Here is a 345-nt window from a genome sequence, read left to right as displayed (position 1 = left end):
GGTAATGCTTCCATTTGAATATATTCTCTTTTTCCATACTGGTCACACACCTTTTTTAAGTAGTAGTACCAGTATGGCCAAGTTGGGAAGAGCGTTTTCAAATTTTTAAAAATTTTGTACCAGAACCGTATGAAATTTAGATGAAACCTATATCAAAATCAAGGGAGAGTGGCGTTACCTGTATCGTACGATTGATAAGGAAGATTACACATTGGATATTCGACATCGCAAAAAGCGAAATTATCAGGCTACCTATATGTTTATGAACAGATTAGTGAATGTTTTTGGAGAACTAACAATTCTCACAACAGATAAGGCTCCATTCTTACTTTGTGCACTCAAAAA

The 345-nt window shown here is 34.8% G+C and carries 1 pseudogene; it reads left to right on the top strand.

What is annotated here, in order from left to right:
* Positions 1–133 precede the first annotated feature (133 nt).
* A pseudogene (locus ACQRBL_RS32680) lies at positions 134–345 on the top strand (DDE-type integrase/transposase/recombinase); the annotation flags it as partial.

Origin of the sequence: Bacillus sp. AF62 (genome assembly GCF_050312695.1) — a bacterium.
Taxonomy (GTDB): Bacteria; Bacillota; Bacilli; order Bacillales; family Bacillaceae_G; genus Bacillus_A; species Bacillus_A cereus.
Note: the sequence above shows the minus strand (reverse complement) of the source record. Positions and strands in the feature narration are given on the sequence as shown.